At 54.6% G+C, this 24,780-nt stretch carries 24 protein-coding genes and 1 other RNA gene; 11 read left to right on the forward strand and 14 right to left on the reverse strand.

What is annotated here, in order from left to right:
* Window positions 1-1,743: an ATP-binding protein gene (locus NI40_RS19495; protein ID WP_039260451.1), complete on the forward strand. Its 1,743-nt coding sequence runs from the start codon at window positions 1-3 to the stop codon at window positions 1,741-1,743.
* Between the two features lie 329 nt (window positions 1,744-2,072).
* Here the strand turns inward: NI40_RS19495 and NI40_RS19500 are convergent, their stop codons facing one another.
* From NI40_RS19500 to garL, 5 genes are all read right to left on the reverse strand, one after another.
* Window positions 2,073-2,774, reverse strand: a complete 702-nt coding sequence (locus NI40_RS19500) for a YagK/YfjJ domain-containing protein (protein ID WP_039260449.1) — start codon at window positions 2,772-2,774, stop codon at window positions 2,073-2,075.
* A gap of 626 nt (window positions 2,775-3,400) precedes the next feature.
* Window positions 3,401-4,798: a site-specific integrase gene (locus tag NI40_RS19505; protein WP_236918788.1), complete on the reverse strand. Its 1,398-nt coding sequence runs from the start codon at window positions 4,796-4,798 to the stop codon at window positions 3,401-3,403.
* Between the two features lie 289 nt (window positions 4,799-5,087).
* An RNA gene (gene rnpB / locus NI40_RS22280) (RNase P RNA component class A) lies at window positions 5,088-5,464 on the reverse strand.
* A gap of 59 nt (window positions 5,465-5,523) precedes the next feature.
* Window positions 5,524-6,414, reverse strand: a complete 891-nt coding sequence (gene garR / locus NI40_RS19510) for a 2-hydroxy-3-oxopropionate reductase (protein WP_023309302.1) — start codon at window positions 6,412-6,414, stop codon at window positions 5,524-5,526.
* A gap of 21 nt (window positions 6,415-6,435) precedes the next feature.
* Window positions 6,436-7,206, reverse strand: coding sequence for a 2-dehydro-3-deoxyglucarate aldolase (gene garL, locus NI40_RS19515; protein WP_039260444.1), 771 nt, complete (start codon window positions 7,204-7,206; stop codon window positions 6,436-6,438).
* 374 nt (window positions 7,207-7,580) lie between these two features.
* Here garL and garD point away from each other — a divergent pair, with 374 nt between their 5' ends.
* A complete protein-coding gene (garD, locus tag NI40_RS19520; protein ID WP_039260443.1) occupies window positions 7,581-9,152 on the forward strand; it encodes a galactarate dehydratase in 1,572 nt (523 codons plus the stop codon).
* A 153-nt stretch (window positions 9,153-9,305) separates the two neighbouring features.
* Here garD and rsmI read toward each other — a convergent pair whose 3' ends face one another.
* A complete protein-coding gene (rsmI, locus tag NI40_RS19525; RefSeq protein ID WP_023309315.1) occupies window positions 9,306-10,169 on the reverse strand; it encodes a 16S rRNA (cytidine(1402)-2'-O)-methyltransferase in 864 nt (287 codons plus the stop codon).
* A gap of 62 nt (window positions 10,170-10,231) precedes the next feature.
* Between rsmI and NI40_RS19530 the strand changes: the two genes are divergently transcribed.
* Genes NI40_RS19530 through dolP form a run of 4 tightly spaced genes read left to right on the forward strand, consistent with a single transcriptional unit; the run spans window position 10,232 to window position 13,959 of the window.
* Complete coding sequence (locus NI40_RS19530; protein WP_039260441.1) at window positions 10,232-12,409, forward strand: penicillin-binding protein activator; 2,178 nt, start codon at window positions 10,232-10,234, stop codon at window positions 12,407-12,409.
* Window positions 12,367-12,762 (forward strand): YraN family protein, encoded by a 396-nt coding sequence (locus NI40_RS19535; RefSeq protein ID WP_025756731.1) that lies wholly within the window; start codon window positions 12,367-12,369, stop codon window positions 12,760-12,762. Before NI40_RS19530 ends, NI40_RS19535 begins: the two co-directional genes overlap by 43 nt.
* A 21-nt stretch (window positions 12,763-12,783) precedes the next feature.
* Entirely contained in the window at window positions 12,784-13,374 is a 591-nt protein-coding gene (gene diaA, locus NI40_RS19540; RefSeq protein WP_003861754.1) for a DnaA initiator-associating protein DiaA, read from the forward strand.
* A gap of 9 nt (window positions 13,375-13,383) precedes the next feature.
* Window positions 13,384-13,959, forward strand: a complete 576-nt coding sequence (dolP, locus tag NI40_RS19545; RefSeq protein ID WP_029739641.1) for a division/outer membrane stress-associated lipid-binding lipoprotein — start codon at window positions 13,384-13,386, stop codon at window positions 13,957-13,959.
* Window positions 13,960-14,026: 67 nt separating this feature from the next.
* Here the strand turns inward: dolP and NI40_RS19550 are convergent, their stop codons facing one another.
* Together NI40_RS19550 and NI40_RS19555 are read right to left on the reverse strand one after the other, a co-directional pair.
* Window positions 14,027-15,064, reverse strand: coding sequence for a permease (locus NI40_RS19550; protein ID WP_039260439.1), 1,038 nt, complete (start codon window positions 15,062-15,064; stop codon window positions 14,027-14,029).
* A 40-nt stretch (window positions 15,065-15,104) separates the two neighbouring features.
* Window positions 15,105-15,749 carry an NAD(P)H-binding protein gene (locus NI40_RS19555; RefSeq protein WP_033146736.1) on the reverse strand — a complete coding sequence of 215 codons (645 nt, stop codon included), beginning with the start codon at window positions 15,747-15,749 and terminating at the stop codon, window positions 15,105-15,107.
* A 128-nt stretch (window positions 15,750-15,877) separates the two neighbouring features.
* On the opposite strand from NI40_RS19555, the gene NI40_RS19560 reads away from it, so the two are divergent.
* A complete protein-coding gene (locus tag NI40_RS19560) occupies window positions 15,878-16,396 on the forward strand; it encodes a type 1 glutamine amidotransferase domain-containing protein (protein ID WP_023333577.1) in 519 nt (172 codons plus the stop codon).
* Here the strand turns inward: NI40_RS19560 and NI40_RS19565 are convergent.
* Window positions 16,376-16,810: a YhbP family protein gene (locus NI40_RS19565; RefSeq protein WP_032659732.1), complete on the reverse strand. Its 435-nt coding sequence runs from the start codon at window positions 16,808-16,810 to the stop codon at window positions 16,376-16,378. The genes NI40_RS19560 and NI40_RS19565 overlap by 21 nt on opposite strands.
* Before the next feature lie 14 nt (window positions 16,811-16,824).
* Between NI40_RS19565 and NI40_RS19570 the strand changes: the two genes are divergently transcribed.
* Window positions 16,825-17,154 (forward strand): GIY-YIG nuclease family protein, encoded by a 330-nt coding sequence (locus NI40_RS19570; protein WP_023309323.1) that lies wholly within the window; start codon window positions 16,825-16,827, stop codon window positions 17,152-17,154.
* Here the strand turns inward: NI40_RS19570 and NI40_RS19575 are convergent.
* On the reverse strand, window positions 17,141-17,644 hold the full coding sequence (locus NI40_RS19575) for a GNAT family N-acetyltransferase (RefSeq protein ID WP_023309324.1): 504 nt from the start codon (window positions 17,642-17,644) through the stop codon (window positions 17,141-17,143). The genes NI40_RS19570 and NI40_RS19575 overlap by 14 nt on opposite strands.
* A complete protein-coding gene (ubiT, locus tag NI40_RS19580; RefSeq protein WP_032642325.1) occupies window positions 17,638-18,162 on the reverse strand; it encodes a ubiquinone anaerobic biosynthesis accessory factor UbiT in 525 nt (174 codons plus the stop codon). The genes NI40_RS19575 and ubiT overlap by 7 nt, the downstream gene beginning before the upstream one ends.
* 211 nt (window positions 18,163-18,373) lie before the next feature.
* Between ubiT and ubiU the strand changes: the two genes are divergently transcribed.
* The 3 genes from ubiU (at window position 18,374) to NI40_RS19595 (ending at window position 21,341) form a co-directional block, all read left to right on the forward strand.
* Window positions 18,374-19,369, forward strand: a complete 996-nt coding sequence (ubiU, locus tag NI40_RS19585) for a ubiquinone anaerobic biosynthesis protein UbiU (RefSeq protein WP_023309326.1) — start codon at window positions 18,374-18,376, stop codon at window positions 19,367-19,369.
* Window positions 19,370-19,376: 7 nt separating this feature from the next.
* The gene (locus NI40_RS19590) at window positions 19,377-20,255 is read left to right on the forward strand and encodes a U32 family peptidase (protein ID WP_039260526.1); all 879 of its coding nucleotides are present in this window, start codon (window positions 19,377-19,379) and stop codon (window positions 20,253-20,255) included.
* A 78-nt stretch (window positions 20,256-20,333) separates the two neighbouring features.
* Window positions 20,334-21,341 (forward strand): luciferase-like monooxygenase, encoded by a 1,008-nt coding sequence (locus NI40_RS19595; protein WP_039260433.1) that lies wholly within the window; start codon window positions 20,334-20,336, stop codon window positions 21,339-21,341.
* A 61-nt stretch (window positions 21,342-21,402) separates the two neighbouring features.
* Here NI40_RS19595 and mtr read toward each other — a convergent pair whose 3' ends face one another.
* The 3 genes from mtr to yrbN form a co-directional block, all read right to left on the reverse strand.
* A complete protein-coding gene (gene mtr / locus NI40_RS19600; protein ID WP_039260524.1) occupies window positions 21,403-22,647 on the reverse strand; it encodes a tryptophan permease in 1,245 nt (414 codons plus the stop codon).
* 142 nt (window positions 22,648-22,789) lie between these two features.
* A complete protein-coding gene (locus NI40_RS19605; protein WP_039260432.1) occupies window positions 22,790-24,688 on the reverse strand; it encodes a DEAD/DEAH family ATP-dependent RNA helicase in 1,899 nt (632 codons plus the stop codon).
* Entirely contained in the window at window positions 24,681-24,761 is an 81-nt protein-coding gene (yrbN, locus tag NI40_RS24030; protein WP_097397692.1) for a protein YrbN, read from the reverse strand. Before yrbN ends, NI40_RS19605 begins: the two co-directional genes overlap by 8 nt.
* Window positions 24,762-24,780: the final 19 nt, after the last annotated feature.

Below are 24,780 nucleotides of genomic sequence, written 5' to 3' on the forward strand. Positions count from 1 at the left end.
ATGGATAAAAAATACACAAAACCAATTGAGAATTTGGCAATAGGTAAAATCATTGAAGTTGATGGTTCACGCATAATTGCAGAGCTTGATCCTTCTATTTCAGATTTATCTAGAGTTTTTGCTGGGGAGAACTATCCCATAGGTCAATTTGGCTCAATAATTAAAATCCATTTTGGCCGACGCTCCATCTACGGCTTGGTTAGTCGCTTACGTATGAAATCAGATTATCAAATTGAAAAAGGAATACCTGTAGTCGCCTCAGATGAAAGAATAATTGAAGCCGATTTATTTGGTGAAGGGGAATGGCGTTTAAAGTCTGAAGGAATTTTAGCCCTCGATTTTGAACGTGGGGTTGCCACTTACCCCCTCCCACAGCAAACTATTTATCTTACACCAAAGTTAGAGCTTAGATTTATATATGGTGATGCTAAAGGTGCAGTAATTCAACTTGGCGAGCATGTTGGTTCGGGTGGTGCTCCATGTTATGCGGAACTTAACGAACTGGTCGGCAAACACACTGCGATTTTAGGATCAACTGGTGCTGGTAAATCAGGAACAGTAGCTGCTGTAATTCATAGTATTCTTGAGCGTGGCGAAATTGCTCAACACAAACACTGGCACCCCCAGATTATTATTCTCGACCCACATAATGAATATGGGAAAGCATTTTCAAATCATCAGCGCTTATCTACAGATGAAGGGACCTTAAAATTACCTTACTGGCTACTTGACCTTGAGGAATCATTAGGTTTATTCATTGGGAAAACAGAATTTGCAGCGACGTCCCAATCTAATATTATTAAGAATGCTTTAATCTATGTACGAGAGCAAACAGCAGAAAAACTCGATCTTGATAAAAGAAGATTAACCGTGGACTCACCTATACCATATATTTTAGGGAGTACTGAAGGTTTAGACCATTTTGGTTATAAGGATGGCGTATTGTATACAGAAGGTTTAATTGGTGCTATCAACTTACAAAGACCCGAAGGAAAAGACAAAAGCAAGCATGAAGATTTTAGTAAAGTGATCCGAAAGATCGACTCTTTATTAAAAGATGGTCGACTTAAATTTATGATGGAGAACTGGGACGAGGGGCAGGATCCATTACCAGTTATCGTTAATCAATTTTTGACTGAAAAAACAACCGTACAGATAGTTGACCTTTCCGGTGTGCCAAATGAGGTGGCTGGAGTTGCAAGCGCGGCAATTGCGAGGATTGTATTCCAAATTAAAATTTGGCAAACAGAAGACGAGCGCCAAACCAGCCCGGTATTATTAGTCTGTGAAGAGGCGCATCGATATGTACCTAATCGAGGTGATGCACAATATGAAGCTGCACAATCCGCCATTCGTCGGATTGCAAAAGAGGGTCGTAAATATGGTGTTGGCCTGCTGCTAGTATCACAAAGACCAAGTGAAGTTGAAGCTACAGTTTTATCTCAATGCAACTCATGGATTGTGCTGAGGATTACCAATGACACTGACCGAGAGCACGTTAGAAGCGTGTTGCCGGACTCAATGTCAGGTCTTACTAAAATGCTTTCAGGCCTTAGACGTCAAGAAGCTATTTTTGTTGGTCAAGCTGCTACACTGCCAACAAGAGTTATGATTCGTAGTTTACAGGCAGAGCAACTGCCTCGCTCTAACGATGTCAACTTCGACCAAGGGTGGCAACATAAAGCGATGAGTTTGGAACAAATTGATTTAGTTGTTAAGAAATGGCGCTACCAGATGAAATGACCAACCAGACAGAAATCTGAGAGCTCTGCGTAATTATAGATTTCATGTTGTCAATTAGACCAACACAGTTTTCTAAAATCTAGTATGTTTAATCGCCAATAGAAATGAGAAAACAAATAAAGGGCTACGCTGATGAATGCGATAGCCCTTTGATTGTTTATTAAGCAAGATTGAGAATTACATTCAATAAATTAAATTTAAGAAGAGATAGAGGATAAAGAGCCCTACCTGGTGGCCTGTGAGCCTCCCTGAGAGGATTTTACCATGCAAGCAATGGAAGGGTACTACCTAGCATCAAAAATTGAACACAGGACCTTATGTGAGGGATTTTAATGCATTGTATTAACCGCTTTAAATCTGACCCTCGAAGCTGAGAATGTTTGCTGTCCTTTGCCATTAGAATACTTACCACGATTCTTGGCAAGGTATGATACCCGCTTGACCATCTTAACAAGTGAATCGTGATCATCTCTTTTGATTCTATATCCATCATCGGGAAGATGGACACGGGAAACTCCATTCGTGAGTTCTGACCAGATACGGCTTACCCTTCCAATAATCCCTTTGTCTTCAAAGCCAGCAGTGTTTACCTGGAAATATGGTAAAGCTATCCAGCAGTGGTAATGAACTTGTTTAGCCCTTTCTTTCTCACGAACCCAGCCATATGCGAATTTTTTAATTGGCTGATTGTTCCAGGTTTTTGCAGTGAACTCACCTCGCAGACGAGTAAACAACTGGCTAATAAGTTTGTTGCTTTCATCAACAGACATCCCTTCAGGGACAGACAAATCAAAGCGGAATCCATACAGTTCGTTATAGTGCGACAACATAGCGCGAAGCTGGTCAATAAACCGGTCGATAATTTCTTTTCGTATCGGACTGCTACGCTTATTTAACGGATTATGGTTAAGCTTATAGGTCAAACCATCGTGGAGATAGGTTGAGGAATGGATCAGTGTGTAATGACCATTGTCACGGTGAGATGTCAGTACATTAGTAGGTTGTTGTACAGATAAGACAGATTGCTGCATACGCCTCCTTCTAGAGTGTCAGATTGATGTAGATCCTTATATAGGTATTAATAAAAACCAGTAGGAAAAAGAAACGCAAAAAGCCCAGCAGTCCCGCACCATTTCTGGTGTTGGAATACAGGCATCATAAAATTTTTTACTCAGAAAAGTTTCTGCTTTGCAACAGAAATCTCTACCAGATTACCACTGGATTTTATGTTTCGCAAGGGCCTGGCTGGCGCTAGTATATTCCTGATTGCAGCAGGGGCAAAAATTAGGGTGGTTAGCTGAGACCAAGAACCAGCGAGATACGCCTGAGCGGTCAATGATGTAGTCAGCCAAACCAGCCTTAGACAGTACAGACAAATTGCGGTGTGTAGTTGAAAGTGGGACGTTCAGGAGTTTTGAAAGTTCGAAGGCCGTACTTGGAATAACAGTTCTGGTTAGATGGTATAAAACATTAATGCGGGAAGTTGTCAGCGTTAATCTGGCTGACTTCAGGATCGTTGCCATGCGTTTACGTTCATCAAGGGACGGGGGGTTAAACGCAGGCAAATTGAATTCAAGGTACAATATTGTCTCTCTTCAGCTCTGTTGCACGAGAAGTATATTTTACCACAAAACACCACAAATGAGAAGCATTCTCATTAAATCCAGTTAATACTATCTATCACCGAAATCAAGTCGGAAATCCTCATTCTGTCCGTATAAGTCTGTGTTTCCTTATGACCTGAATGTTCATGCCCAACAGTTTGCTGAACAAGAGTAAGGGCATTATTTTTTGATAAGGCTTCAGTAATAAAGGTATGCCGAAAGCTATGTACAATGCGCCTTTCTTTGAAATCATTAAGATAATCAATTTCCAAGTTGTCTCTTATCGCGTGGAAGATCCGTGTTACCTGGTTGCTATACGAAATTTCAGGGAATAGCTTGTCGCTACGATGTTTGCCCTCTAGGTAATTCAAAAATCCCATATCGATTAGGCGAAGCGAAATAGGAACCTGCCGAATACCAGCTTCCGTTTTGCTGTCCTCAATCATAATGTAGTATCGCTGGCTATCATCGTCTAAGCGAACATCCGATACCTTCAGGTTAGCGATTTCACTTCTACGAGCGCCAGTATATGCCAGAAGCAGGAACCCCCATTTCTTCCAGCCGTCCAACGTTTCGAAATGTGTAACCAATTTTCGCATTTCAGTTTGGCTGTATACGCCGTAACCTTTACTCTTTGATTCATACTTAACATTATTTGTCGGCGATGATTCAAGAACATCAAGTTCACCAGTCAGGTACGTAGAGAACAATCCTTGACAGAGTTTCAGGTAATCTTTGACGGTTTTTGAGGATACCAAATCATCTTCTGGTACTTCATCCAAGTCCAAACACTGCTGGGCCCCCATCCTGTTGTATGGTTTCTTGTTTTGTCGAGGAAGGCCTTCGACCACTTCAAGCAAATTTTTAATATCACGACGGGTAATGCTCGTAACTAGTGTTTCAGCCCCCAGAACAGCCTCAATTACTTCGAAATATTTTTCATTGCCTTGCCGAATCTTAGGTTTCCAGTCTGACTTGAACTCAAGAAATCCCTTCCATGCCTGAGATACTGTCAGTTCGGAGGCCAATGTTTTTTCAGGTTTATCGACCACAGCGGGAGCGTAGTCATTCTCTGGTCGCAAAGAGCTAAGGATCTGCCGATATTCAGAATGTCGGGAATCAAGAAAGGCTACATGTGCATCACAATAATGTTTCCACATGAGGTCATATTCCGAGGCTATATAATCGATCTCCTCCGCCATGCCTGTAATGTCATACTGCCTGCTAAGATGTTCAATAACAGAGTCTTCCGATAAAGCTGGACCATCCGTTGTGAAAGTATCACCAAGCACCTCCCCTAAGAGGGTGACGTTACTTTTTTCATAAGTTAATGAAGTCGAGCTACGCAGTCTCTTACGTACATTTGTTGGAATTTTTTTTGCTGCGGAATAAAAAGCGGCCTGAATACTGAGCAAATAATCATCAATGTCTTTTTGTTCTAATTTCTTCATTTTATGCACTATGTCCAATAGTAGGGCTGGCTCCATCTTGGACGATTTTACAAGAGAAATGAACATAGTGAGACGGGAAGATATAAACCTTGCTCTGCTGGCTGAATCGCAGCCCAGAGACACGCGAAAAAAACCGCCTGAAGGTAGTCGGAAATGAAGGCAGTAGCGGTTGCCGCGCTTTAGAATATTCGGGATGGAACAGCCGTTGGTGTGCCTCGTTTGTATCACAGTCTGTGTCACATTTTCACCTATGAAGGCCTGAGACACACCAACGTATTGTTTTAGAAGAAGTTGAAGCTGACCGATAAGCCGGGTTCTGTCGTGGACAGTCATTCATCTAGGCCAGCAATCGCTCACTGGCTCAAGCAGCCTACCCGGGTTCAGTACGGGCCGTACCTTGTGAACCCCTATTTGGCCTTGCTCCGGGTGGAGTTTACCGTGCCACGGACTGTTACCAGCCGCGCGGTGCGCTCTTACCGCACCCTTTCACCCTTACCTGATCCCGCTTGCGCGGGCCATCGGCGGTTTGCTCTCTGTTGCACTGGTCGTGGGTTTCCCCCCCAGGCGTTACCTGGCACCCTGCCCTATGGAGCCCGGACTTTCCTCCCCTCCGCCCGTCTCCCCCGAAAGGGACGACGACGAAGCGGCGACTGTCTGGTCAGCTTCGGCGCGCAGTATAGAGGGTTTGCGCGCCGCTGTCACCTTAAGGTGTAGGCAAGGCGTGATTAACGCGCCACTTCCACCTTCGCCAGTTTTTCGTAGTAGCACGCAATCGCGCTGTGATCGGCCGTGCCCAGGCCATCGGCACGCAGCGCCTGCATCATCTCCATGACCGCAGCGGTCAGCGGCAGCTGTGCGCCCACGCCATGTGACGTATCCAGCGCGTTCGCCAGATCTTTAATGTGCAGGTCAATGCGGAATCCCGGCTTGAAATTACGATCCATCACCATCGGCGCTTTGGCATCCAGCACGGTACTGCCCGCCAGACCGCCGCGAATGGCCTGATAAACCAGGTCCGGATTAACGCCCGCTTTGGTTGCCAGCGTCAGCGCTTCGGACATGGCGGCAATGTTCAGCGCCACAATCACCTGGTTTGCCAGCTTGGTCACATTACCCGCCCCGATGTCCCCGGTATGCACCACCGAGCCCGCCATGGCTTTCATCAGGTCGTAGTATCTATCGAAAATGGCTTTATCACCGCCGACCATCACCGACAGCGTGCCGTCGATCGCTTTCGGCTCACCGCCGCTGACCGGCGCATCCAGCATATCGACGCCCTTCGCTTTTAACGCCTCGCTGATTTCACGGCTTGCAAGCGGCGCAATAGAACTCATATCAATCAGCACCAGGCCCGGCTTCGCACCGTCGATAATGCCGTTCTCACCCAGCGCAACCTCTTTAACATGCGGGGAGTTGGGCAGCATGGTGATGATGACATCGCACTGCTCGGCAATGGCCTTCGCGGTGGTGGCCGTTTCAGCGCCCGCCGCTATCACCTCTGCCACGGCCTGCGGATTGTGATCGGATACCACCAGTGAGTAACCCGCTTTGATGAGGTTCTTACTCATTGGTTTACCCATGATCCCCAGGCCAATAAAACCCACTTTTAGCGTCATAATCTGTTTCCTCAATGATGGTTATTTTTTAAAAGCGTCGGCTAATTTCTGCGTGGCCGAGCGGAATACCCCGAGGTCGCTGCCGACGGCAACAAACGTGGCTCCCCACTCCAGATAGCGACGGGCGTCAGCCTCAACCGGTGCCAGAATGCCGCACGGTTTGCCGTGTGCTTTAGCGCGGGCAAAGATGTGCTGGATCGCGCGCTGCACGTCAGGGTGGCTGGCGTTACCCAGATGGCCAAAAGCGGCCGCCAGATCGCTTGGGCCGACGAAGATACCGTCCACGCCGTTTGTGGCTGCAATCGCGTCAACGCTATCAACGCCCTGCTGGCTCTCGATCTGAACCAGAATAGTGATGTTGTTATTGGACTGCGCGAAGTAGTCCGGCACGGTGCCAAACATATTGGCGCGATGCGAAACGGAAACGCCGCGGATCCCTTCTGGCGGATAGCGCGTTGAGGCTACGGCCAGGGCCGCTTGTTCTTCCGTCTCCACAAACGGGATCAGGAAGTTGTAGAAACCGATATCCAGCAGGCGCTTGATAATCACCGGCTCGTTAGTTGGCACGCGCACTACCGGGGCGCTGAGGCTGCCTTTCAGCGCCATCAGCTGCGGAATAAAGGTGCTGATATCGTTCGGCGCATGTTCGCCGTCCAGCACCAGCCAGTCAAAACCGGCCAGGCCCAGCACTTCGGTGCTGATTGGGTTTGCCAGCGCGGACCAGCAGCCAATCTGAATCTGGTGTGCCGCGAGGGCCGCTTTAAATTTATTCGGGAAGATATCGTTACTCATCGTATTTACCTTTTTTATTCCGCAGCCTTTTTCAGTATCATTTTATTTATTCAGACACCGCACCAGCATTATATTTATTATTCTGACGTATTTTGGCGTTATAAAATCGTCATTCAGTATAAGACGCAATCCACGACCGCACATTGTTTTAATGCTCAAGTATTGCGTTACACTTCGATAAATTTTTTTGCATATGCACAAGGCGCTGGGCGCTAATGCACAGAATCAGGCATTACTGGTTCTGGAGCGATCGCGATCACATTTTCATATCCCCTATGCTGACATGCTTTATTTCTGAAAGCCGCGCATTTATTTCTGCCCTTTGAAAATTGGCTGAATTTATTATCAGACACTTTGCTGGAGAATACTGAACAATGGCCGACATTGAAATTCGACAGGCATCGCCGACGGCGTTTTATATAAAAGTCCACGACACCGATAATGTGGCGATTATTGTCAACGACAATGGCTTAAAAGCGGGCACCCGCTTCCCGGACGGGCTGGAACTGATTGAGCATATTCCGCAGGGACATAAAGTTGCCCTGGTGGATATCCCTGCTAACAGCGAAATCGTACGTTACGGTGAAGTCATCGGCTATGCCGTTCGCTCTATACCGCAGGGGAGCTGGGTTGAGGAGTCGCTGGTGGCGCTGCCGGAAGCGCCGCCGCTGAACACGCTTCCGCTGGCGACCCGCGTGCCGGAACCGCTTCCTCCGCTGGAGGGCTATACCTTCGAAGGCTACCGCAACGCGGACGGCAGCGTCGGCACCAAGAATCTGCTCGGCATTACCACCAGCGTGCACTGCGTGGCGGGCGTAGTGGATTACGTGGTGAAAATCATCGAACGCGATCTGCTGCCGAAATACCCGAACGTCGACGGCGTGGTGGGCCTGAACCACCTCTACGGCTGCGGCGTGGCGATTAACGCACCCGCTGCGATAGTGCCGATCCGCACCATTCACAATATTGCCCTCAACCCGAACTTTGGCGGCGAGGTGATGGTAATTGGTCTGGGGTGTGAAAAATTGCAGCCAGAGCGCCTGCTGCAGGGCACCGAAGATGTCAAAGCCATTCCGGCAGACGAGGCCAGCATCGTGCGTCTGCAGGACGAACGCCACGTGGGTTTCCGCTCAATGGTCGACGATATCCTGCAGGTGGCTGAACGCCATCTGGACAAGCTCAACAAGCGCCAGCGCGAAACCTGCCCCGCGTCTGATTTGGTGGTGGGCACCCAGTGCGGCGGCAGCGATGCCTTCTCCGGCGTAACGGCCAATCCGGCGGTGGGCTATGCGTCCGATCTGCTTGTTCGCTGCGGCGCCACGGTCATGTTCTCCGAGGTGACCGAAGTGCGTGACGCCATCCATCTGCTCACGCCACGCGCCGTTAATGAAGAGGTCGGCAAGCGCCTGCTTGAGGAAATGGCCTGGTACGATAGCTATCTCGATATGGGCAAAACCGACCGCAGCGCCAACCCGTCTCCGGGGAACAAAAAAGGCGGCCTGGCAAACGTAGTGGAAAAAGCACTCGGCTCCATTGCCAAATCCGGCCAGAGCGCGATTGTGGAAGTGCTCTCTCCGGGCCAGCGCCCGACGAAGCGCGGCCTGATCTACGCGGCAACGCCGGCCAGCGATTTCGTCTGCGGCACGCAGCAGGTGGCGTCCGGCATTACGGTACAGGTCTTTACCACCGGGCGCGGCACGCCGTACGGCCTGATGGCGGTGCCGGTGATCAAGATGGCGACCCGTACCGAGCTGGCAAACCGCTGGTATGACTTAATGGACATCAACGCGGGCACCATCGCCACCGGGGAAGAGAGCATTGAGGACGTGGGCTGGAAACTGTTCCACTTCATTCTGGATGTCGCAAGCGGGCGGAAGAAAACTTTCTCGGATCAATGGGGATTACATAATCAGCTGGCGGTGTTTAACCCGGCACCGGTGACGTGATTTTTCGCACCACATCTATCCCGCATTTAGATAACCCGCCGGACACGCCGCAAACCTTCCAGGTTGAGGCGATACCTGTTGGCTAAAAGACGCATAACGATCTGCAGGCCGGGTTAGGCGCAGCCGCCAACCGGCAAAACAGGCGGCAGGGGCTTACTCCCCCTGCTGCTCCAGCGCATGTTTATACAGCGCATTTTTCTTCACGCCGTGAATTTCCGCCGCCAGCGCAGCGGCCTTCTTCAGCGGCAGTTCCGCTTGCAGCAATGCCAGCGTGCGCAGCGCGTCGGCAGGGAGCGCGTCTTCCTGCGCCTTATGCCCTTCGACGATCAGCACCATTTCACCCTTGCGGCGGTTTTCGTCTTCCTTCACCCACGCCAGCAGTTCACCCACTGGGGCACCGTGAATGGTTTCCCAGGTTTTGGTCAGCTCGCGCGCCAGCACCACGTAGCGGGCTTCTCCCCAGACGGTCACCATATCTTCCAGGCTCTCCAGCAGGCGGTGCGTGGATTCGTAGAAAATCAGGGTGCGCGGTTCCGCTTCCAGATCTTTTAACACGTCACGGCGGCCTTTGGATTTGGCAGGCAGGAAGCCTTCATAGCAGAAACGGTCAGACGGCAGACCCGCGGCGCTCAGCGCAGCAATAGCAGCGCACGGCCCCGGCAGCGGCACAACGCGAATACCGGCTTCACGACAGGTACGCACCAGGTGATAGCCGGGATCGTTGATCAGCGGCGTACCGGCGTCGGAGACCAGGGCAATGTTCTGCCCCTCTTTCAGCTTCGCCACCAGCGTTTCGGCTTTTTGTTGCTCATTGTGATCGTGCAGAGCAAACAGACGGGCGTTAATCGCGAAATGTTGCAGCAGCAGGCCGGTGTGGCGGGTATCTTCAGCAGCAATTAAATCAACAGCTTGCAGTACGGTGAGCGCACGTTGGGTAATATCAGACAAATTCCCGATAGGAGTAGGTACAATATAAAGCTGGCCTTGAGAATTATCTGCCGTTTCGTGTTGTTTCATTGTTTCGTCCGTATTGCCGATTTAATATTGAGCATTGCGTAAAAAAAATCACTGGATACAGTATGGTACCGTTAACGTTTCTTCGAAAAAAAGCCACGCGCAGCGTGCCGCTTCTGCTGGCAGCCCTGATCTTTGCAGGCTGTGGCACCCAGGCACCTGACCAGAGCACCGCCCATCTTCAGGGGTCTGCTCAGGCTGATTCTGGCTTTTATCTGCAACAAATGTCGCAGAGTTCAAATGATACCAAGACCAACTGGCAATTACTCGCCATTCGTGCACTGCTGAAAGAGGGTAAAACCCAGCAGGCAGCCGAACTGTTTAACCAGTTGCCAAAAGATCTTAACGACGCCCAGCGTCGTGAGCAGAGCCTGCTCTCTGCCGAGCTGAAGGTCGCGCTGAAAGATTACGCCGCCGCGAAGAAGATCCTCGGTGACATTGACGTGAGCGCGCTGGATAAAAATCAGCAGGCTCGCTTCTGGCAGGCGGGCATTACCGCTGAGCAGGGGCGCCCTTCTCTCACGCTGCTCCGCGCCCTCGTCGCGCAAGAGCCGCTGCTCGGCGGTGCCGATAAGCAGAAAAATATTGATGCCACCTGGCAAGCGCTTGCCTCGATGACCCAGGAACAGGCGCAGGCGCTGGTCATCAACGCCGATGAAAACGTCCTTCAGGGCTGGCTGGATCTGCAGCAGATGTGGTTTAACAACCGCAGCGATCCAAAGATGCTGAAAGCCGGTATTACGGACTGGCAGACGCGCTACCCGCAAAACCCGGGGGCGAAAATGCTGCCAACCCAGCTGGTAAACGTGCAGAACTTTAAGCCAGCGTCCACCAGCAAAATCGCCCTGCTTCTGCCGCTCAACGGCCAGGCGGCGGTGTTTGGCCGTACCATTCAGCAGGGCTTTGAAGCCGCGAAAAACGGTACCACTTCGGTAACCGGCAGCGCGGTTCCCGCGCAGGCGGCCCAGGCGGCTAACGTGAATGATGTGGTCAGCCCGTCCGCAGCGGAGACCAGCGACCTGACCACGGCGCAAGCGCCGGCGCAGGGTACGATGCAAAACCCGGTGACGGCCCCGACGACGCCTCCGGCTACAGCTGCACCGGCTGCGGCAGCCCCGGCTACTACAGCACCTGCTGCTCAGGCTCCGGCCGAGACGCAAGCGGCGCCAGCGCCTGACGCAACAGCAGAACAGACTCAACCGCAGCCTGCACAACCCGCGGCCCAACCTGCTGCGCAGCCGCAGGCCGTGGCAACCACCAGCGCCAACCCGGGCGCTGAGTTGAAAATTTACGACACCAGCTCGCAGCCGCTTGATCAGGTTCTGGCGCAGGTTCAACAAGACGGGGCGAGCATCATTGTCGGTCCGCTGCTGAAAAACAACGTGGAAGAGCTGATGAAGAGCAATACCACGCTGAACGTGCTGGCGCTCAACCAGCCTGAGCAGGTTCAGAACCGAGCCAATATTTGCTACTTCGCGCTTTCCCCTGAAGATGAAGCCCGCGATGCGGCGCGTCATATTCACGAGCAGGGTAAACAGGCTCCGCTGCTGCTCATCCCACGCAGCGCGCTGGGCGATCGCGTGGCCAATGCCTTTGCCGATGAGTGGCAGAAGCTCGGCGGTGGCGTGGTGCTGCAGCAGAAATTCGGTTCCGTCTCTGAACTGCGCGCGGGCGTAAACGGTGGAGCGGGTATCGCGCTCAACGGCAGCCCTGTCACCGCGAGCCTGCCGCAGCAGCAGGGCGTGACGATTGGCGGCCTGACGATCCCTGCCCCGCCTACCGACGCGCAGATTAGCGGTGGCGGTAAAGTGGATGCGGCCTATATCGTTGCCACGCCTCAGGAGATCGCCTTTATCAAACCGATGATCGCGATGCGTAACGGCAGCCAGAGCGGCGCAACGCTCTACGCCAGCTCGCGCAGCGCGCAGGGCACCGCAGGCCCGGATTTCCGTCTGGAAATGGACGGTCTGCAGTACAGCGAAATCCCGATGCTGGCAGGCAGCAACCCGGCGCTGATGCAGCAGGCGCTGAGTACCGTACGTAACGATTATTCGCTGGCGCGTCTGTATGCGATGGGTGTCGATGCATGGGCGCTGGCGAACCACTTTACCCAAATGCGTCAGGTGCCGGGCTTTGAGCTTAACGGCAACACCGGCGATCTGACCGCGACTCAGGACTGCGTGATCAACAGGAAGTTATCATGGCTCAAATACCAGCAGGGGCAAATCGTCCCGGCCAGTTAAGCCGTAAAGAGACCGGCGATGCGTGGGAGTTAAAGGCGCGTCGCTGGCTTGAAGGCAAAGGACTGCGCTTTATCGCCGCTAACGTCCGCGGGCGCGGCGGCGAAATTGATCTGATCATGAAAGAGGGTCAGGTCATCGTGTTTGTAGAAGTCCGTTTTCGACAGTCCTCCCGTTTTGGCGGTGCTGCCGCCAGCGTGACGCTCGCCAAACAACATAAATTATTACAGACTGCCCACTTGTGGCTTGCCCGCCATAATGGGAGCTTTGATACTGTGGATTGCCGGTTCGATGTGATAGCCTTCACCGGAAATGAGATCGAATGGCTTAAAAACGCTTTTGGCGAAGACGCATAATTAAGATTTAAAAGGGATAACGTGCTCGAAAGAATTAAAGTGTGCTTCACAGAAAGCATCCAGACTCAGATTGCCGCGGCGGAAGCCCTTCCGGATGCTATCTCGCGTGCCGCAATGACGCTGGTGCAATCCCTGCTTAATGGCAACAAAATTCTCTGTTGTGGCAACGGCACGTCAGCCGCCAACGCACAGCATTTTGCTGCCAGCATGATCAATCGCTTTGAAACAGAACGCCCGAGTTTACCCGCCATTGCACTTAATACCGATAATGTGGTCTTAACGGCGATTGCTAACGATCGTCTGCATGACGAAATTTACGCAAAGCAGGTGCGAGCCCTGGGTCATGCGGGAGATGTGCTGCTGGCCATCTCCACGCGCGGCAACAGCCGGGACATTGTCAAAGCCGTTGAAGCCGCCGTCACCCGCGACATGACCATCGTGGCCTTAACCGGCTATGACGGGGGTGAGCTGGCGGGTCTGCTTGGGCCGCAGGATGTGGAAATCCGCATTCCTTCTCACCGAAGCGCGCGTATTCAGGAGATGCATATGCTTACGGTGAACTGCTTATGTGATTTGATCGATAACACGCTTTTCCCTCACCAGGATGATTAAGGAGTTCTTATGAAGGCTTTATCGACCCTCGCAGTCCTTATGTCTGCATTACTGCTTCAGGGATGTATCGCTGCGGCCGTTGTGGGTACCGCCGCGGTAGGCACCAAAGCGGCAACCGATCCACGCACCGTGGGGACACAGGTGGATGACGGTACGCTGGAGCTGCGCGTCAACAGTGCGCTGTCGAAAGACGAACAAATCAAGAAAGAAGCGCGTATCAACGTGACGGCTTATCAGGGCAAAGTGCTGCTGGCAGGCCAGGCGCCAAATCTGGAGCTCGCCTCGCGTGCGAAACAGATTGCGATGGGCGTAGAAGGAACCACAGAGGTGTTTAACGAAGTGCGCCAGGGCAAGCCAATTGGCCTGGGTGACGCCTCTTCCGATACCTGGATCACCACCAAAGTGCGTTCCCAGCTGCTGGGCTCGGACCAGGTGAAATCTTCCAACGTGAAAGTGACGACTGAAAACGGCGAAGTGTTCCTGCTGGGTCTGGTGACCGACCGTGAAGGGAAAGCGGCGGCGGATATCGCCAGCCGGGTGAGCGGCGTGAAGCACGTCACCACCGCGTTTACTTACATCAAATAAAAAAAATCCCCTCGCTTGAGGGGATTTTTTTGTAGGCCCGGTAAGCGCCAGCGCCACCGGGCTTTTTTTACATCAACGCAATACTGCCCACAATCACCCCGCTCAACGCCACCAGCCCTGCGGTCAGCCACAGCGCTTTCGCCGGGAACGACTTACGCAGCATGATAAGCGACGGCAGGCTTATCGCCGGCAGCGTAATCAGCAGCGCCAGCGCCGGCGCGGTGCCCATACCGGCCAGCATCATGGTCTGAACAATCGGGATTTCCGCCGCCGTTGGGATCACAAACAGGCAGCCCGCAACGGCCATCGCAATGACCCACATCAGCGTGTTGTCGATAGCGCCATCCGCATGCGGGAAGAGCCAGACGCGCGCCGCCCCCAGAACCAGTACCGCCAGGATATAGACCGGGATGGTGCTCCAGAACAGCTGCCATAGCGCCCTGCCCCAGCGCGCAAAGAAGCCACCCTGCGGCTCGCTGACGTCCAGCTCAACGGCTGCGGGTTCTGCGGCAGTATCCTTGACCAGTTTTTGCACCAGCGTCGCCACCACCAGCACGGTCAGCAGCCCGGCGACCAGGCGGATGAACGCGAAATGCCATCCCAGCACAAAGCCCATAAACACCAGCGTCGCCGGGTTGAGCAGCGGGTTCCCCATCCAGAACGCCAGCGCGCCGCCCATCGACACGTGCTGACGCCGCATCCCTGCGGCCACGGGCGCGGCGCAGCAGGAACACATCATCCCCGGCAGGGAGAAAATCGTCCCCAGCAGCGTGCCCTGAAAGCGCGGCTGCCCAAGGGTTTTCACCAGCCAGTTACGAGGGATAAGCACCTGAATCAGCGAGCCCAGAATGACGCCTAAAACGGCGGCCTTCCAGACGGCAAGGAAGTAGACCATGGCATAGTCCCACGCCGCCTGCAGCGGGCTGGAATCAGCCTGAGCGAGAATAGATTTACCGATGCTGTGCGTTTCGGCGGCAGTGAAGGCTTTGCCGTAGTACGGCTGCCATTTCACGTACCAGAGGCCAACAATGACCACGAGAAAGAAGAGTGCGGGCTTCCACCATTGGACAGGTGTTGCCGCCTGAGATGAAGACTGACCAGTCATAGCATTCCCCGGAGAGTATTAGGTTATTAGCCGGGGGAGTTTACGCCTCGCCCTGCGCGATTTCACGCAGTTTTGCCGAAGGGATAATGTTAACACCCGCTTTCGACGGGGCCAGCCCCTCTTTTAGCATCGCGCGCGCGACGTCCCGCGCCTCGATGGATTTCCAGTTGCCGGGAAGAATGCGAAACAGCGGGGCAAATATCGACTCGTTAAACCGGCGTTCGTCCCGGTGGCCGATCAGCATCGAAGGGCGCACAATCGTCAGCTGCTCCCATTTCTGCGCAATCAGCGCATCCTCCATCTTGCCCTTCACCTTGTTGTAGAAGAAAGGCGACCCGGCACTGGCGCCCAGGGCGCTGACCACCAGAAAATGTTTGGCGCCCAGCTTTTTCGCCGTGAGTGCGGTATCCACCACCAGCGTATAGTCGGCGTGGATAAAGGCCTCTTTGCTGCCCGCCTCCCGCCGCGTGGTGCCCAGACAGCAAAAGGCGATATCAATGGGATCCTGCACCTGCGCCAGCGCGTCGGTCAGCTGAGGATCGTGCGGATTAAAGACGCCGGATAAGTCCGCCAGCGGTCGACGCGTCGGGGCGGCGATATAGTTCACGCGGCGATCCTGAATCAGCAGCCGCAGCAGATGATCGCCCACTAACCCGGTAGCACCCGTAATCAATACCTGACTCATCTTTTCCCCTTTACAGAATTGTCCGTTTGCGAACTCAGCGTCGTCGACCACACTTAGAAGTCTGTTACAGGTAAGTATTTACCACAAGCGGAGAAAAATCAGTCTGAAGCCAAAACAACGGAGGAAGCATGGGCAAGAAAATCGCAGTCTTGATTACCGACGAGTTTGAAGATTCAGAATTCACCTCTCCAGCAGAGGCGTTCCGCAAGGCGGGACATGAGGTCATCACCATTGAGAAAGAGGCAGGCAAAACGGTGACAGGCCATAAGGGCGAAGCGACCGTGACCATCGATGAGACCATCGATAACGTTAGCCCTTCAGATTTCGACGCTCTGCTGTTACCCGGCGGCCATTCCCCGGATTCCCTGCGCGGGGACGAGCGCTTCGTGACCTTCACCCGAGACTTTGTCTCGACCGGCAAACCGGTCTTTGCCATCTGTCACGGCCCGCAGCTGCTCATCAGCGCAGAAGTGGTCCGCGGGCGTAAGCTGACCGCCGTGAAACCGATCGTTATCGATCTGAAAAATGCGGGGGCCGAGTTTTACGATCAGGAGGTGGTCAACGACAAAGACCAGCTGATCACCAGCCGAACCCCGGACGATCTCCCGGCGTTTAACCGCGAAGCGCTACGCCTGCTCGGCGCGTAACCAGTGCAGCTTCTTGCCAAAGCCCAGGGTGTTGTCGGTAAATTTCAGCTCATCGAGGCGGATTTCCCACACTGGGGCTTTTAGCGCAGCGGCAACGGGAAAGCGGCGCGTGTAGAGCTTACGGCGCGCGTCGCTCTCTTCACCATCCAGACGACGGATTTCCCCTTTAAACTGCACGCCGCGGATCAGCGCGACCGTTTTCGGCTGGCCGTTTACCGTGCCTGCCACCTTTGCCTGCTGGCCGGTCATCTGCGCATGACGCGTTTTGTCTTCACTCATGACATAAAAAGCCACGCGCTCAGGGTCATAGTAGTAAAACGCATTTGCGCACCACATCTCACCCTCGTCACAGACGCACCAGGTGACAACATGCTGCTTCGCCAGCCAGCGGTTAATGGCGGCCAGTGTTTCCATTTTCGTTCTCTCTCATGCTATGGTGCGTTCACCTTAACATACTGAATCCGTTTACCGTGTGCTGGTTTCTCTATCTTGTCCGAACCGCTGATAACGCCCTCTACACCGGGATCACCACCGATGTGGCGCGGCGTTTTTTACAACATCAAACGGGAAAAGGGGCAAAGGCGCTGCGGGGGAAAGGGGAATTACAGCTCGCCTTCTCAGCGGCAGTCGGCGACCGTTCGCTGGCGCTCAGGCTGGAATACCGCATCAAGCAGCTGACGAAGCGCCAGAAAGAGCGCCTCGTGACCGGAGACGGCTCCTTTGAGGCGCTACGCGAGAGCCTGATTAAAAGCGATTGAAATGGTCGTGATACTCGACCAGGCCATTGACGCCGTTGAGCGCATCGTCCGCCAGGCGATGGACCTGGAAAGCGGATTCCGTACCCGGCCAGCGGCAGCGCAGATCGTAATGCGCGGCCTGCTCAAAGCCTAAACGGCCATAGAACGCAGGATCGCCCAGCGTGACAACGGCCGCGTAACCGAACTCATTGAGCGAGTCCAGCCCTTCATAGACCAGCTGGCGCGCCAGACCTTGCCCGCGATAGCTTTCATCTACCGCCAGCGGTGCCATGCCTACCCACTGCAGCTCTTCGCCCTGAACGATGACCGGACTGAAGGCAACATAGCCCACCACCTGACCTTCGTCATCGGTGGCAACCAGCCCCAGCGTAATCAGGCCGTCTTCGCGAAGGTCGTGGACCAGTTGGGCTTCGGCATCGCTCGCAAAGGCGCGACGTAACAACGCATCGATCCCCGGCGCATCAATCCCAATTTCGACTCGAATCAGCATGGCTCACCTACTGAAGTGTGTTTACCGTCCGGCGGGGTTTTCAGCCCGGCCTCAACGAAATCTGCCATTTGCATTAACATCACGCGCAGCGCTTTTGGCATCTGCTCCAGCTCAATGGCATCCATTAAATTCTTCACGTACAGGCCCAGCTCCGTGTCGCCTTCAATCACCAGACGGCGCTGGAAGAAGAGCGTATCCGGATCCTGCTTGCGCGCGGCGATCATCAGCAGATCGCTGGCGTTGGCGCTAAAGCTCACGTCCGCCTCTGCGGATTCGCGCACGATCAGCTGGCCGTTCTCTACGGAGGTAAACCAGCGCAGCCCGATGTCGCGTACTTCAATGCTTAACCAGCGGCCTTCCAGGAACTCCAGCTCGCCGTCCTGCAGCGCCTGGCGGAACTGCCAGCTCAGGACCTGCTCCAGCACCTGGCGTTTAAGCGCGAACGGTGCCAGCTTGACCGGCACGCTCAGCATTGATGGACCAAATTGTACGAGACGTGAACGCAGTTTATCCAGCACGAGCTTTACTCCCTGATATCTATAGTCCTGCTATTTTGCCATATCCGAAGCGCAACATAGCGGCGTAAATCAACAAACCGTCGTCAGCCGTACCTCATTATTGGTGTCATCAATACGCCATTAGCTGCCTTAAATCAAAAATTGTCGCGTATGGGTTAATTAAAATCCCAGCTCGTTAACAATTTTGCGATCGACTACATCAGGATAAATTATGGAGCTGCTCTGCCCTGCCGGAAATCTTCCGGCGCTTAAGGCGGCCATCGAAAATGGGGCCGATGCGGTCTATATCGGGCTGAAAGATGACACCAACGCCCGCCATTTTGCTGGCCTCAACTTTACGGAGAAAAAGCTTCAGGAAGCCGTTAACTTCGTTCACCAGCACCGCCGCAAGCTGCATATCGCCATCAATACCTTTGCTCATCCTGACGGCTACGCCCGCTGGCAGCGCGCGGTGGATATGGCGGCACAGCTGGGTGCCGATGCGCTAATCCTGGCCGACCTCGCCATGCTTGAGTATGCGGCAGAACGCTATCCCCATATTGAGCGCCACGTCTCTGTTCAGGCATCTGCCACCAACGAAGAGGCGGTGCGTTTTTATCATCAACACTTTGACGTGGCCCGCGTGGTGCTGCCGCGCGTGCTCTCTATTCATCAGGTTAAGCAACTCGCGCGCGTCACGCCAGTGCCGCTGGAAGTTTTTGCCTTTGGCAGCCTGTGCATCATGGCCGAAGGCCGCTGCTATCTTTCCTCTTATTTAACCGGTGAATCGCCGAATACCGTAGGGGCCTGCTCCCCTGCCCGCTTTGTTCGCTGGCAGCAGACACCGCAGGGGCTGGAGTCTCGCCTGAATGAGGTGCTGATTGACCGCTACCAGGACGGGGAAAACGCCGGTTATCCCACCCTGTGTAAAGGCCGCTATCTGGTCGACGGCGAGCGCTATCACGCGCTGGAGGAGCCGACCAGCCTCAACACGCTGGAGCTGCTGCCGGAACTGCTGGCGGCCAATATTGCCTCGGTGAAAATCGAAGGTCGTCAGCGCAGCCCGGCCTATGTGAGCCAGGTAGCGAAAGTGTGGCGTCAGGCCATCGACCGCTGCATGGCGGATCCGCAGAACTACGCTCCACAGCAGGCCTGGATGGAGACGCTCGGATCGATGTCCGAAGGCACGCAAACCACGCTTGGCGCGTATCACCGTAAATGGCAGTGAGATCATCATGAAATATTCATTAGGACCGGTGCTCTACTACTGGCCAAAAGAGACGCTGGAAGATTTTTACCAACAGGCCGCGACCAGCAGCGCCGACGTGATTTACCTCGGCGAAGCGGTGTGCAGCAAGCGCCGCGCCACCAAAGTGGGCGACTGGCTGGATATGGCGAAAGGCCTGGCCGGCAGCGGCAAACAGGTGGTGCTCTCCACGCTCGCGCTGGTGCAGGCGTCGTCCGAACTGGGCGAGCTGAAGCGCTACGTTGAAAAAGGCGAGTTCCTGCTGGAAGCGAGCGATCTGGGCGTGGTGAACATGTGCGCTGAACGCAGGCTGCCGTTTGTCGCGGGTCATGCCCTGAACTGCTACAACGCCGTCACCCTGCGCCTGCTGCTCAAACAGGGGATGACGCGCTGGTGCATGCCGGTGGAACTCTCGCGCGACTGGCTGGCAAACCTGCTTAACCAGTGCGACGAGCTGGGCATTCGCAATCAGTTTGAAGTGGAAGTGCTGAGCTACGGCCATCTGCCGCTGGCCTACTCCGCCCGCTGCTTCACCGCGCGCTCGGAAGACCGCCCGAAAGACGAATGCGAAACCTGCTGCATCAAGTACCCGAACGGACGCAGCATGCTGTCGCAGGAGAATCAGCAGGTGTTTGTCCTCAACGGCATTCAGACCATGAGCGGCTATGTCTATAACCTCGGCAACGAGCTGGCGTCGATGGACGGGCTGGTGGATATGGTTCGGCTGTCGCCGCTGGATACCGGCGTGTTCGCGATGCTGGACGCCTTCCGCGCCAATGAAAACGGCGCCGCGCCGCTGCCGCTGACGGCAAACAGCGACTGCAACGGCTACTGGAGACGGCTTGCCGGGCTGGAGCTGCAGGCGTAAAAAAGGCTCACTTTGTTAACAACGGTTATCATTATTTAATGCAGTATTAAAGATTCACCGTCGACAAAGTGAGCTGTTATGACTGACAAAACCATTCCGTTTTCGGTGCTGGACCTGGCGCCGATCCCTCAGGGCTCCTCGGCAAGAGAAGCCTTTTCGCACTCTCTGGGTCTGGCTCAGCTTGCCGAAAAGCGTGGCTATCACCGCTACTGGCTGGCCGAGCACCACAATATGGTTGGCATCGCCAGCGCCGCGACCTCGGTACTGATTGGCTATCTGGCAGCAAATACCACCACCCTGCACCTGGGCTCCGGTGGCGTAATGCTGCCGAACCACGCCCCGCTGGTGATTGCCGAGCAGTTTGGCACCCTGAATACCCTCTATCCGGGACGTATTGATTTGGGTCTTGGTCGTGCGCCGGGCAGCGACCAGCCAACCATGCGCGCCCTGCGTCGCCATATGAGCGGCGATATCGACAACTTCCCGCGCGACGTGGCCGAGCTGGTGGACTGGTTCGACGCGCGCGATCCGAACCCGCACGTGCGCCCGGTACCGGGCTACGGTGAGAAGATCCCGGTGTGGCTGTTAGGGTCAAGCCTCTACAGCGCACAGCTCGCCGCGCAGCTGGGGCTGCCGTTTGCGTTTGCCTCCCACTTTGCACCGGATATGCTGCATCAGGCGCTGCATCTTTACCGCACGAACTTCAAACCGTCCGAGCGTCTGGAGAAGCCGTACGCGATGGTGTGTATCAACATCATTGCCGCCGACAGCAATCGCGACGCGGAATTCCTGTTCACCTCAATGCAGCAGGCGTTTGTGAAGCTGCGCCGCGGTGAGACGGGCCAGCTTCCGCCGCCGGTGGAGAATATGCATCAGCTGTGGTCCGCCTCCGAGCAGTATGGCGTGCAGCAGGCGCTGAGCATGTCGCTGGTAGGCGATAAATCGAAAGTGCGCCACGGGCTTGACGCGGTGCTGCGCGAAACGCAGGCGGATGAGATTATGGTTAACGGCCAGATTTTCGATCACCAGGCGCGTTTGCATTCGTTTGAACTGGCGATGCAGGTGAAAGAGGAGCTTGTGGGGTAGTTTTTGCTTTTTTCCCTCTCCCTATGGGAGAGGGCCGGGGTGAGGGATTCAACCCCTCGTTTTACTGATAAACGGGCAACAGGTTAAAACTCGACAGCACGTGTACCAGAGCGTTACCAACGCCGAATACCAGAATCAGCACAATCATCGGCTTGCCGCCCCAGACGCGGAATTTCGGGCTACCGAAGCGTTTACGTGATTTGCGCGCCAGCAGCGCCGGCACAATTGCCGCCCAGATAGTTGCCGCCAGCCCTGCATAGCCGATGGCGTACAGGAAGCCGTTCGGCCACAGCAGACCGCCCACAATCGGCGGCAGGAAGGTCAGCAGCGCGGTTTTTAAACGCCCCATCGCAGAATCATCAAAGCCGAACAGATCCGCCAGATAGTCAAACAGGCCCAGCGTCACGCCCAGGAAAGAGCTCGCCACCGCAAAGTTAGAGAAGATAACCAGCAGCAGATCCAGACTGCGGCTGTTCAGCACGCCGCTCAGCGCCTGCACCAGCACGTCGATGTTACCGCCCTTCTGGGCAATGCCGATAAATTCCGGACGCGGGATGTTGCCCATCGTCCCCAGCAGCCAAATCACATACAGACCCAGCGCCAGCAGCGTGCCGTAGACCAGACACTTCACAATGGTGCGGGGATCTTTGCCGTAGTACTTCATCAGGCTCGGCACGTTACCGTGGTAGCCAAACGACGCCAGACAGAACGGCAGCGTCATCAGCAGGTACGGCGTGTAGGAGGTATTCACTTCGGCGACGTTAAACAGCGTGGCGGGCGTCACGTGCCCCAGCAGGCTGCCGAAGGTCAGGAAGAAAGTGATGACCTTCGCGCCTAATACGATCGCCGTCATGCGGCTCACCGCTTTGGTACTCATCCAGACGATAAACGCCACAGCCAGCGCAAAACACAGCCCTGCCAGACGCGCCGGAACGTTCAGCGACATCTCCGAGAAGGTATGGTGCAGAATCGAGCCGCTCGCTGAAATGTACGCGTAGGTCAGGATATAGAGCACAAACGCGATGGACAGGCCGTTCACCAGGTTCCAGCCTTTGCCCAGCAGATCTTTGGTGATGGTGTCGAAGCTGGAGCCAATGCGGTAGTTCAGGTTTGCTTCAAGGATCATCAGCCCGGAATGGAGCATGCAGAACCAGGTAAAGACCAGCGCCGCCAGCGACCAGAAGAACCACGCACCGGACATGACCACGGGCAGGGAAAACATCCCGGCACCAATGATGGTTCCGCCGATGATCACCACGCCGCCAAGCAGCGAAGGTGACGTTTGGGTGGTGGTTAGTGTCGCCATACAGCCTTTTCTCCAGTCAATCATGCGGTTCTGCATTTTAATGTGACGCACTGTACCAGTACAAGAGTACAAAAGGAATAAAAAAAGCCCCGATAGCGTGTATCGGGGCTGTATATTTTACTTTACGTCAGTTGCGTAAGGCTTACGCGTCACGGCGACGGCTGGTGCCTTCGTCACGACGTGGGCCGCGGTTTTCGCGACGCTCGCCGGAGAAACGACGACCTTCACCACCGCGACCTTCGCTGCGGCCGCCTTCACGACGCTCGCCACCGAAGCTGCGACCACCGCCACGACGCTCACCACCGCGGTCAGGGCGTGGCTGTGCATCGCCCATCAGCTGCATGTTCATCGGCTTGTTCAGGATGCGGGTACGCGTAAAGTGCTGCAGCACTTCGCCCGGCATGCCTTTTGGCAGCTCGATGGTAGAGTGGGATGCGAACAGCTTGATGTTACCAATGTAACGGCTGCTGATGTCGCCTTCGTTAGCGATCGCGCCAACGATGTGACGAACTTCAACGCCATCATCACGGCCCACTTCAATGCGGTACAGTTCCATATCACCCGCGTCACGACGTTCACGACGTGGACGATCTTCACCACCACGCTCTGGACGGTCACCACGTGGGCCACGGTCATTGCGGTCATTACGGTCGCCACGACGTTCGAAGCGATCGTCACGATCACGGAATTCACGCTTAGGACGCATCGGCGCATCTGGTGGCACGATCAGGCTACGTTCGCCCTGAGCCATTTTCAGCAGTGCTGCAGCCAGGGTTTCCATGTCCAGCTCTTCGCCTTCAGCAACAGGCTGAATCTGCGACAGCAGCGCACGGTACTGGTCCAGATCGCTGCTTTCCAGCTGCTGCTGTACTTTCGCGGCGAATTTTTCCAGGCGGCGTTTGCCCAGCAGATCTGCATTTGGCAGGTCAGCTTCTGGAATGGTCAGCTTCATGGTGCGTTCAATGTTACGCAGCAGACGACGCTCGCGGTTCTCAACGAACAGCAGCGCACGACCCGCACGACCCGCACGACCGGTACGGCCGATACGGTGAACGTAAGACTCGGAATCCATCGGGATGTCGTAGTTAACAACCAGGCTGATACGTTCAACGTCCAGACCACGTGCTGCCACGTCGGTTGCAATCAGGATATCCAGACGACCGTCTTTCAGACGCTCCAGAGTCTGCTCACGCAGGGCCTGGTTCATGTCGCCGTTCAGCGCTGCGCTGTTATAGCCGCTACGCTCCAGGGCTTCAGCCACTTCCAGGGTCGCGTTTTTGGTACGAACGAAGATAATCGCCGCATCAAAATCTTCCGCTTCCAGGAAACGTACCAGCGCTTCGTTTTTGCGCATGCCGTACACAGACCAGTAGCTCTGGCTGATGTCCGGGCGAGTGGTAACGCTGGACTGAATACGCACTTCCTGAGGATCTTTCATGAAGCGCTTAGTGATACGACGAATCGCTTCTGGCATGGTGGCAGAGAACAGCGCGGTCTGATGACCGTCCGGGATCTGCGCCATGATGGTTTCGACGTCTTCGATGAAGCCCATACGCAGCATTTCATCTGCTTCATCCAGTACCAGGCCGCTCAGTTTAGAGAGGTCCAGAGTACCGCGCTTCAGGTGATCCAGCAGACGGCCCGGCGTACCGACAACAATCTGTGGGCCCTGGCGCAGGGCGCGTAACTGCACGTCATAACGCTGGCCGCCGTACAGGGCTACCACGTTTACGCCGCGCATATGTTTAGAGAATTCCGTCATGGCTTCTGCAACCTGAACAGCCAGTTCACGGGTTGGAGCCAGGACGAGGATCTGCGGTGCACGCAGGTCCGGATCAATGTTGTTCAGCAGCGGCAGCGAGAATGCTGCAGTTTTACCGCTACCAGTCTGGGCCATGCCCAGCACGTCACGACCAGAAAGCAGGTGTGGGATACACTCAGCCTGGATCGGAGATGGTTTTTCGTAACCCAGATCGTTAAGGGCTTCAAGGATAGGAGCCTTCAGGCCCAGATCTGCAAAAGTGGTTTCGAATTCAGCCATGTAGTACAAGTGCCTCGATATTAATGGCGGCCAGTCTACTTAGCTCATCGTGAAAATGATTAGCAATTTTCATTGAAAAGTGTGAACCGGCT

Origin of the sequence: Enterobacter sp. E20 (assembly GCF_000801755.2) — a bacterium.
GTDB lineage: Bacteria > Pseudomonadota > Gammaproteobacteria > Enterobacterales > Enterobacteriaceae > Enterobacter > Enterobacter asburiae_B.

Excerpts from the sequence above, each read along its gene's own strand:
- NI40_RS19505 (WP_236918788.1), bottom strand. The coding sequence starts at position 4,798 with ATGAAGAAATTAGAACAAAAAGACATTGATGATTATTTGCTCAGTATT.
- NI40_RS19555 (WP_033146736.1), bottom strand. The coding sequence starts at position 15,749 with ATGAGTCAGGTATTGATTACGGGTGCTACCGGGTTAGTGGGCGATCAT.
- mtr (WP_039260524.1), bottom strand. The coding sequence starts at position 22,647 with ATGGCGACACTAACCACCACCCAAACGTCACCTTCGCTGCTTGGCGGC.
- ubiU (WP_023309326.1), top strand. The coding sequence starts at position 18,374 with ATGGAGCTGCTCTGCCCTGCCGGAAATCTTCCGGCGCTTAAGGCGGCC.
- NI40_RS19500 (WP_039260449.1), bottom strand. The coding sequence starts at position 2,774 with ATGCAGCAATCTGTCTTATCTGTACAACAACCTACTAATGTACTGACA.
- dolP (WP_029739641.1), top strand. The coding sequence starts at position 13,384 with ATGAAGGCTTTATCGACCCTCGCAGTCCTTATGTCTGCATTACTGCTT.
- garR (WP_023309302.1), bottom strand. The coding sequence starts at position 6,414 with ATGACGCTAAAAGTGGGTTTTATTGGCCTGGGGATCATGGGTAAACCA.
- yrbN (WP_097397692.1), bottom strand. The coding sequence starts at position 24,761 with ATGAAAATTGCTAATCATTTTCACGATGAGCTAAGTAGACTGGCCGCC.
- NI40_RS19605 (WP_039260432.1), bottom strand. The coding sequence starts at position 24,688 with ATGGCTGAATTCGAAACCACTTTTGCAGATCTGGGCCTGAAGGCTCCT.
- NI40_RS19530 (WP_039260441.1), top strand. The coding sequence starts at position 10,232 with ATGGTACCGTTAACGTTTCTTCGAAAAAAAGCCACGCGCAGCGTGCCG.
- garL (WP_039260444.1), bottom strand. The coding sequence starts at position 7,206 with ATGAGTAACGATATCTTCCCGAATAAATTTAAAGCGGCCCTCGCGGCA.
- NI40_RS19565 (WP_032659732.1), bottom strand. The coding sequence starts at position 16,810 with ATGGAAACACTGGCCGCCATTAACCGCTGGCTGGCGAAGCAGCATGTT.
- NI40_RS19570 (WP_023309323.1), top strand. The coding sequence starts at position 16,825 with ATGCTATGGTGCGTTCACCTTAACATACTGAATCCGTTTACCGTGTGC.
- NI40_RS19575 (WP_023309324.1), bottom strand. The coding sequence starts at position 17,644 with ATGCTGATTCGAGTCGAAATTGGGATTGATGCGCCGGGGATCGATGCG.
- garD (WP_039260443.1), top strand. The coding sequence starts at position 7,581 with ATGGCCGACATTGAAATTCGACAGGCATCGCCGACGGCGTTTTATATA.
- NI40_RS19560 (WP_023333577.1), top strand. The coding sequence starts at position 15,878 with ATGGGCAAGAAAATCGCAGTCTTGATTACCGACGAGTTTGAAGATTCA.
- NI40_RS19535 (WP_025756731.1), top strand. The coding sequence starts at position 12,367 with ATGGCTCAAATACCAGCAGGGGCAAATCGTCCCGGCCAGTTAAGCCGT.
- NI40_RS19595 (WP_039260433.1), top strand. The coding sequence starts at position 20,334 with ATGACTGACAAAACCATTCCGTTTTCGGTGCTGGACCTGGCGCCGATC.
- NI40_RS19590 (WP_039260526.1), top strand. The coding sequence starts at position 19,377 with ATGAAATATTCATTAGGACCGGTGCTCTACTACTGGCCAAAAGAGACG.
- NI40_RS19495 (WP_039260451.1), top strand. The coding sequence starts at position 1 with ATGGATAAAAAATACACAAAACCAATTGAGAATTTGGCAATAGGTAAA.
- rsmI (WP_023309315.1), bottom strand. The coding sequence starts at position 10,169 with ATGAAACAACACGAAACGGCAGATAATTCTCAAGGCCAGCTTTATATT.
- NI40_RS19550 (WP_039260439.1), bottom strand. The coding sequence starts at position 15,064 with ATGACTGGTCAGTCTTCATCTCAGGCGGCAACACCTGTCCAATGGTGG.